This is a genomic window from Bacillota bacterium, assembly GCA_013178305.1.
Lineage (GTDB): Bacteria > Bacillota > Sulfobacillia > JABLXB01 > JABLXB01 > JABLXB01.
Window position 1 is genome coordinate 182,216 of the sequence record JABLXB010000004.1, and the last position, 7,378, is coordinate 189,593.

The 7,378-nt window shown below is 62.8% G+C and carries 4 protein-coding genes, 1 rRNA gene and 2 pseudogenes; 6 read left to right on the forward strand and 1 reads right to left on the reverse strand.

Features of this window, described 5'->3' with window-relative positions; genetic code table 11:
• The first annotated feature begins 136 nt into the window (after positions 1-136).
• The 6 genes and pseudogenes from aroF to aroB all read left to right on the forward strand — a co-directional run bounded on the left by aroF (position 137) and on the right by aroB (position 7,152).
• Positions 137-1,203: pseudogene (aroF, locus tag HPY55_10870) on the forward strand (3-deoxy-7-phosphoheptulonate synthase).
• A complete protein-coding gene (locus HPY55_10875; protein ID NPV71129.1) occupies positions 1,200-2,111 on the forward strand; it encodes a prephenate dehydrogenase in 912 nt (303 codons plus the stop codon). Before aroF ends, HPY55_10875 begins: the two are co-directional and overlap by 4 nt.
• Positions 2,112-2,138: 27 nt before the next feature.
• Positions 2,139-3,454: pseudogene (aroA, locus tag HPY55_10880) on the forward strand (3-phosphoshikimate 1-carboxyvinyltransferase).
• A complete protein-coding gene (locus HPY55_10885) occupies positions 3,438-4,343 on the forward strand; it encodes a hypothetical protein (protein ID NPV71130.1) in 906 nt (301 codons plus the stop codon). The pseudogene aroA and the gene HPY55_10885 overlap by 17 nt, the downstream one beginning before the upstream one ends.
• On the forward strand, positions 4,337-5,527 hold the full coding sequence (aroC, locus tag HPY55_10890) for a chorismate synthase (GenBank protein ID NPV71131.1): 1,191 nt from the start codon (positions 4,337-4,339) through the stop codon (positions 5,525-5,527). Before HPY55_10885 ends, aroC begins: the two co-directional genes overlap by 7 nt.
• Positions 5,524-7,152 (forward strand): 3-dehydroquinate synthase, encoded by a 1,629-nt coding sequence (aroB, locus tag HPY55_10895; GenBank protein ID NPV71132.1) that lies wholly within the window; start codon positions 5,524-5,526, stop codon positions 7,150-7,152. Before aroC ends, aroB begins: the two co-directional genes overlap by 4 nt.
• A 106-nt stretch (positions 7,153-7,258) precedes the next feature.
• On the opposite strand, the gene rrf is transcribed toward aroB, so the two are convergent.
• A 5S ribosomal RNA gene (gene rrf, locus HPY55_10900) occupies positions 7,259-7,375 on the reverse strand.
• Between the last annotated feature and the right edge of the window lie 3 nt (positions 7,376-7,378).

A 7,378-nucleotide genomic window follows, 5' to 3' on the forward strand; every position in this document is an offset into this window, starting at 1 on the left:
AACAAGGGTGGTACCGCGGGCTCGAATCCCGTCCCTTACAAGGGGCGGGATTTTTTGTCCCCATTCGGTCCTTTCGCCCTGGAGGGATGATTATGGCAGTACGGGGAGTTCGAGGCGCAAGGGAGGCGTTAGAGCCTTGACAATTGTGATGAAAAGCGTGGCTACCCCCGAGGAAGTGGAGAAGGTCAGGCAACACCTGAAGGAGGCCGGGCTGGACGTGTACACATCCCAGGGAGAGGAACGCACGATTCTGGGGACCACGGGGGACGTCTGCGGGATTGCTCCGGAGTCGATCGAGGCGCTGCCCGGCGTCGAGCGAGCCATAAGGATACTGGAACCAACAAACTGGCGAGCCGAAAACTGAAACCCACCTCCACCACGGTTGATTTGGGCAGCGTGAGGATCGGCGGCCGGGAGGTCGTCCTGATAGCCGGACCCTGCTCCGTCGAGGGAATGGAGATGCTGAGAGCAACCGCCAGGGCGGCTCTGGGGGCCGGCGCCTCGATCCTGAGAGGAGGAGCATTCAAGCCCAGGAGCTCCCCTTACAGCTTTCAGGGTCTCGGGCGCGAGGGCCTTCAGATGCTCGCCACGGTCAAGGGCGAGACCGGCCTGCCGGTCGTGACCGAGGTCATGTCCCCCGAACAGGTGGAGATGGTTGCCGGCTACGCCGACATGCTGCAGATCGGCGCGCGTAACATGCAGAACTTCAACCTGCTCCAAGAAGTCGGACAGAGCAAGAAGCCTGTAATGCTCAAGAGGGGCATGATGTCTTCCATAGACGAGTGGCTGCAGGCGGCCGAGTACATCCTCGCCCGTGGCAATATGCAAGTTGTGCTGTGCGAGAGAGGCATCAGAACCTTCGAAACCCATACTCGCAACACGCTCGACATCAGCGCGGTGCCCGCAGTCAAGCGACTAAGCCATCTGCCCGTGATCGTCGACCCGAGCCACGGCACGGGTAAGCGCGAACTGGTGATACCCATGGCAATGGCCGCGATAGCGGCCGGGGCCGATGGAGTCATGGTCGAGGCGCATCCGGAACCCGACAAGGCTCTTTCGGACGGCGCACAATCACTCAACCTGGGCGAGTTGAATGAACTCGCCCAGCAAGTCAGCAGCGTTGCCGCCGCGCTGAACCGGTCCCTGCACCGCCCAATCCCGGCCGGACCCCAAGTCCGGCCACAGGGAGCCGCGGCGCCATGAGCCAGCGTTCGAACACAGCCTCGCAGGTTACGGATACGGCCATGCAGACGATGGTGGTCGGGATTGTGGGCTTAGGGCTGATCGGCGGCTCTATCGGTCTGGCGCTTCGCTCCAATCGCCCGTGGCGCGTGATCGGCTACGACCTCATCGAGGGAGTCGCCGCACGAGCGGTTCTTGTGGGCGCCTGCCACGAGGAAGCCGGCTCCCTGCGGAACCTCGCCCGCAGGAGTGATGTAGTGGTGGTCGCCGTTCCCAGCAGCGCCATACCGGAAGTAGCGTTGCTCGCGGCGGAATCCATGAAGCCGGGCAGCGTGGTGACGGACGTGGGCAGTGTAAAGCTCCCCGTTCAGGAGCGAATAATCGCCAACCTGCCGCCCGGCGTGCAATACGTGGGCGGTCACCCGATGGCCGGGTCGGAGAGATCTGGACTCGAAGCCGCGTCGGCGGACCTGTTCAGGGGCGCAGTCTGGGCCATTACGGACTCCGGCACAAACCTCGCGGGTGTTGAAAGGGTCGGGGCCATCGTTGAGGCCACCGGGGCGAGGCCGCTTGTGGTGGACGCGCTGGAACACGACAAAACAGTATCTTTCACCAGCCACCTGCCTTACCTGGTGGCTCTCGCCACAGCCCTCTGCTCGCGCCAGGGAGCCACGGATCTGCCACTGATCAACGTACTTACAGCGCGAGGCTTCAGGGATACCACCCGGCTCGCGCGCTCGGATCCGTCGATGGCCGTCGACTATTGCGTCCTCAACAACCAATCTCTGCTGGCTGCAATTAGCAGTTTCGAAGAGCATCTCGCTACCATCAAGACAGCACTTCGGGCAGGAAATCGTGTTGCCCTGGTAGACGCGGCAAGACGAGCCCGGGAGTACCTTCAAGAAGCGCCGGCCCCGGGGGGTATTTGAGTGGTCGCCATAACCAGGCAGTCGAAAATGAACGCGCGCCTAAAGGTCCCCGGCGACAAGTCCATCTCTCACCGCTCAGCGATGCTGGGCGCCCTGGCTGAGGGAGAAACGATCATCACTAACTACGCGCCCGGCAGGGATTGCGCCGCGACCCTGGATTGCCTGGGCGCTCTGGGCGTCCCTATCGAACGAGGGCCGGACTGCGTCAGGGTCACCGGTCTCGGCCTCAAGGGGTTGCGAGAGCCCCTGGATGTGCTCGACTGCAAGAACTCCGGCACAACCATGAGGCTCATGGCGGGCATTCTGGCAGGCCAGGAATTCATGAGCGTATTGACAGGCGATGATTCCCTGAGAAGCCGGCCCATGAAGCGCGTCGTAGAACCCCTGCAACAGATGGGAGCCACCATTGATGGGCGCGACGGTGGTCTCAAAGCGCCCCTGTATGTAAGGGGCGGGTCGCCCGATGCCGGCGGTGGGTTACGGCCGTTGGACGAGTACAGGATGCCGGTGGCAAGCGCCCAGGTGAAGTCGTGCCTGATGCTGGCGGGTCTGTACGCTCGAGGTTCAACAACCATCGTGGAGACCGTGGCGTCGCGCGATCATACCGAGCGGATGATGGCCCTCTTTGGGGCGGACGTAAGCGTTCGAGGCGGCCGCGTCAGCGTACGGGGCTTCCCCAGACTGCGGGCTCAGAACCTCGAAGTGCCTGGTGACATATCGTCCGCAGCCTTCTGGCTCGCCGCCGGGGCGATTGTCCAGGAATCGGATATACTGGTCCGCGGCGTCGGCCTGAATCCCCTGCGTTCCGGCTTCCTGCACGCCCTGCAGGCGATGGGATCCCGGATTGAGATAACCACCGTCCGCAACGATTGGGAACCAGTAGGCGACGTGAGAGTCACGGGGGGCGACCTCCGGGCAATCGAGGTTACTCCACAACAGGTGCCGGCGCTCGTGGACGAGCTGCCCATGCTCGCGGTATGCGCGGCAAACGCGCGTGGGAGACCGTGGTCAGGGGCGCCGCGGAGCTACGGCACAAGGAGACCGACAGGATCTCGGCCATCGTCGAGAACCTGCGGGCAATGGGCGCGACAGCCGGTGAGCTGGCTGACGGGTTCTGGGTGCAGGGCGGGGCACGCCTGCGGGGCGCTCGGATTCGCACCCGGGGCGACCATCGCATAGCCATGGCTTTCGCGATCGCGGGGCTGGTTGCGGATGGAAAGACCGTGCTCGACGACCCGGATTGCATTGATGTGTCCTACCCCGGATTCCTCGCTCAGCTGGGTCAGCTCGTGGAGAAAGGCCGCAGGCTGGAGGAGGTCGTCAGCGATGAACACGCCTGGTAACCCCCAGCCCATGCCCGAACTCGCAGTGATAGGGTGGCCCCTACGCCTGACCTTTTCGCCCGATATGCAGGCGGCCGCCCTGCGAAAAGCCGGCCTGAATTGGCGGTACGAAGCCATCCCGGTCGCTCCCGAGACACTGCCGGTATTCCTTTCCAGCGCGGCCAGTACCATGCGTGGGTTCAACGTGACTATCCCGCACAAAGGCACGGTCAAGATGGCGTGTTCGAGAGTGGATGATCTGGCCAACTCTTCCGGTGCTGTGAATACGGTGGTTTGCGACTCGAGTCGTGGGCGACCCCGGCTCGAGGGACACAACACGGACGGGCCGGGGCTACTGAAGGCCCTGGAGCTTAGAGCCGGATTCGAGCCGCCAGGCAGCAGCGTCCTGGTGCTGGGCGCAGGCGGCGCTGCGGCCGGGTGTGTGGCAGCCCTGGCCAGGCGCGGCTCCTCGACGATAACCATTGCCAACAGGACGGCTCCCCGTGCCGCCAGTCTCATTGACAGAATGCAGGCATTAATTACGAGCACTACGTGGTCTTTCTCGTTGCTGGACGAGGAAATAGACCGCCAGGCGGTAGCGCGCCATGCCCGGCGCGATTTCGACCTGGTGATCAATTGCCTGCCGGAGGAACCATCGTCTCACCTGGGGGGTTTGTTGGAATCGGTCTTCCGCCGTGGTTCGGTGTTCTGCGACATGTGCTACTCGTACGGCCCGACAAATCTCCTGAGCCTCGCCGGCAGTACCGGTTACAGGGTGGTGCCGGGCCTGGAGGTATTGCTGTGGCAAGGAGTCTATGCCTTTGAGGTATTTACGCGAGAAAGCGCGCCGGTCGATGCAATGAGGGATGGGCTCAAAGGAGTCGCGGGAGGGTGGTGGTTGCAGTGTTGAGATTCCTGACGGCAGGAGAATCCCACGGTCCGGGACTCACCGCGATCCTCGAGGGGATGCCGGCGGGAGTGGATGTGTCAGTCGATGAACTCCGCGAACAGCTCGCCAGGCGGCGCCGGTGTTACGGCCGGGGAGCGAGGGCCGGGATCGAAAACGATGAGGTCATGGTCACCGGTGGCATCCACAAAGGAAAGACCACGGGAGCTCCCATATCGGTTTTCATTCCAAACAAGGATTACCCAAACTGGGTCAACAGGGACGTCCCCATAACCGCCCCGCGCCCGGGCCACGCTGACCTTGCAGGCGCTGTCAAATATGGTTTCGCGGACTGCCGCCCGGTGGCGGAACGGGCCAGCGCTCGCGAGACAGCGGCAAGGGTGGTGTGCGCGTACTTCGCCAGGAAACTGCTCGACCTGTCGATGGTCCACGTCGTGAGCTGGGTCACTTCAATCGGCGGAGTGGAGGCCAGTCTCCCTTCGGCTCAGGCGAGGATGACCGACCCCTCTATTGCCCTGGTTTTGGCCAGATCTGCCGAGTCGTCACCGTTAAGGTGCCCCGATCCAGCGGCATCGACCGGCATGGCACAGGCCATCGACCAGGCCCGCGATTCGGGCGATTCCCTGGGCGGGGTCTTTGAAGTCGCCGCCCTTAACGTGCCCCCGGGCCTCGGGAGTTACGTTCACTGGGACAGGAGACTCGACGCCAGGCTTGCCGCAGCCGTCATGAGCATAGGCAGCGTGAAAGCAGTGGAGATCGGTGAGGGGTTCGCCCTGGCGCAGTTAAGAGGAAGCGCGACTCATGACCACATAGTCAGGGATCCGGAGTCCGGCGCGGAAGGCGCCGTGCAGAACGCGTTCCTGCCCCACTACCTCCGCAGGAGCTCGAACAGGGCGGGAGGCATCGAAGGCGGCGTGACCAACGGGGAGCCGGTGTTCGTGAGGGCCGCCGTCAAACCCGTGCCGACACTGCAGGAGCCCCTGCCATCGGTAGATCTTCAAACCGGCCAATGCCGCCCGGCTCACAGAGAGAGGTCGGACGTATGCATCGTGGGCTCCGCTGCGGTGGTTGCCGAAGCCATGATCGCCCTGGTCATCGCCGATGCGTGGCTCGAGAGGTTCGGCGGAGATGTGATCCGCGCAGATGACTTGCCCCAAACCGACTCGAGGGCGGTGGACAGATCATGAAGAACATCCTTCTGATCGGTTTTATGGGCACCGGAAAAAGTACGGTGGGGCGAATGCTCGCTCGTGCCCTAAACAGGCGCTTCGTGGATACGGACACCCTGGTTGAACGCATCGCCGGGATGGCGATCCCCGAGATATTCTCCCGCATGGGCGAACCGGCGTTCCGCGAGCTCGAGGCGCGGGCTGTGCGAACTGCTGCCGAATTGAGGGACGTAGTGATAGCAGTCGGGGGCGGGGCCGTTCAAAACCCGCAAACGAGGGAGGTCGTGAAGAAGCATTGCACCGTGGCGTTTCTTGCCGCCCGGCCTGAGACAATATTGGCCAGGGTCGAGAACGGCGAGCGCCCGATGTTGAGTGGCTATCCTCAACCTGAGGAGAAGCTTGCCAGGGTAATCGACCTGCTGAACCAGCGAACGCCCGCCTATCTTGAAACCGCAGATATGACAGTAGACACAGAGCCCGGTCTGGATTTCGTCGTGAGCGAAATCATGTCAAAGCTGGCGCAAGAGAGCCCTGCACAGGCTCCCACAGCGGTGAAGGCTGCCGGGGTGGACACCCCCAGCGGGCGATACTCAATACGCATCGGGAGCGGTCTCATCGCAAGCCCGTCGCGCCTCATCGCGGAGTCCTGCGTGGATTCGCGTCGCGTGTTCGTTGTGTCTAACCCTCTGGTTTCCGAGCTGTGGCTCAATGATGTTGAGACTGATCTGAGGGATTCAGGATACACGGTGGAGACAGCCCTAATCGGCGATGGAGAGGTTCACAAGAGCATTCAGAGTGCACACCGCCTGTATGACCTGCTGGATGAGAGCGGGCATGACCGGAGTACGGTCGTCCTGGCGCTCGGAGGCGGCGTGGTTGGTGACCTCGCCGGTTTTGTCGCAGCCACGTTCATGAGGGGCCTCCGGTTCATCCAGATGCCCACCACGCTACTTGCCCAGGTAGATTCGAGCATCGGCGGCAAGGTTGCGGTAAACTACCGGCATCACAAGAACCTGATAGGCGCCTTCCATCAGCCGAAACTGGTGCTCTCCGACATTCGCACTCTGTGGACCCTCTCCGACAGGGTCTTCTCCGAAGGGATGGCTGAGGTAATCAAGACTGCGATACTGAGAGGCGAAGGACTGTTCAGCTTCATAGAGCGCAACGCCGGGGAGATCGCGGCCCGCAACCTGACGGTTTTGCAGGAAGTGGTCACTGCCTGTGCAGAGCTCAAGGCGAGGCTGGTCTCAAAAGACGAGCGCGACGAGGGGCAGAGGATGCTTCTCAATCTCGGCCACACGTTCGCGCACGCCTTTGAGTCAGCATGCGGGTGCGAAGGAATATCCCACGGACAGGCGGTTGCGGTGGGCATCTGCATGGCTACGAACATATCCTCCCGCATCGGTCTCGCCCGGCCGGGCCTCGCTGACCGGATATCCAGCCTGGTGCACCACTTCGGACTTCCTACCAGTATCTCAGATCTGCCGACTCGCCCCGAGCCACAGCAGGTGTTGGGGCACCTCAACTCGGACAAGAAACGTTACCTTGGAGAGCTACGCCTGGTGCTGCCAGTGGACCTGGGGCACGTAGAATTGGTGAAGGGTGTCCCCACCGGGTTGATTGAGGAGACGATCCCTGCGTGAGACGCTTCCGCGCGGGCGTGGCCCCGGCGACACCGCGGCCTCGAGTCCGCGAGGCTGACGGGGAAATGAAGGAGCCCAGTCCTCTTGGGCTGGGCTTCGTTTTAGCTCCCGGCAGTGACCTACTCTCCCAGGGGCTTTCGCCCCAAGTACCATCGGCGCTGGAGGGCTTAACGACCGAGTTCGGAATGGGATCGGGTGTGACTCCTCCGCTATCTCCACCGGGAAT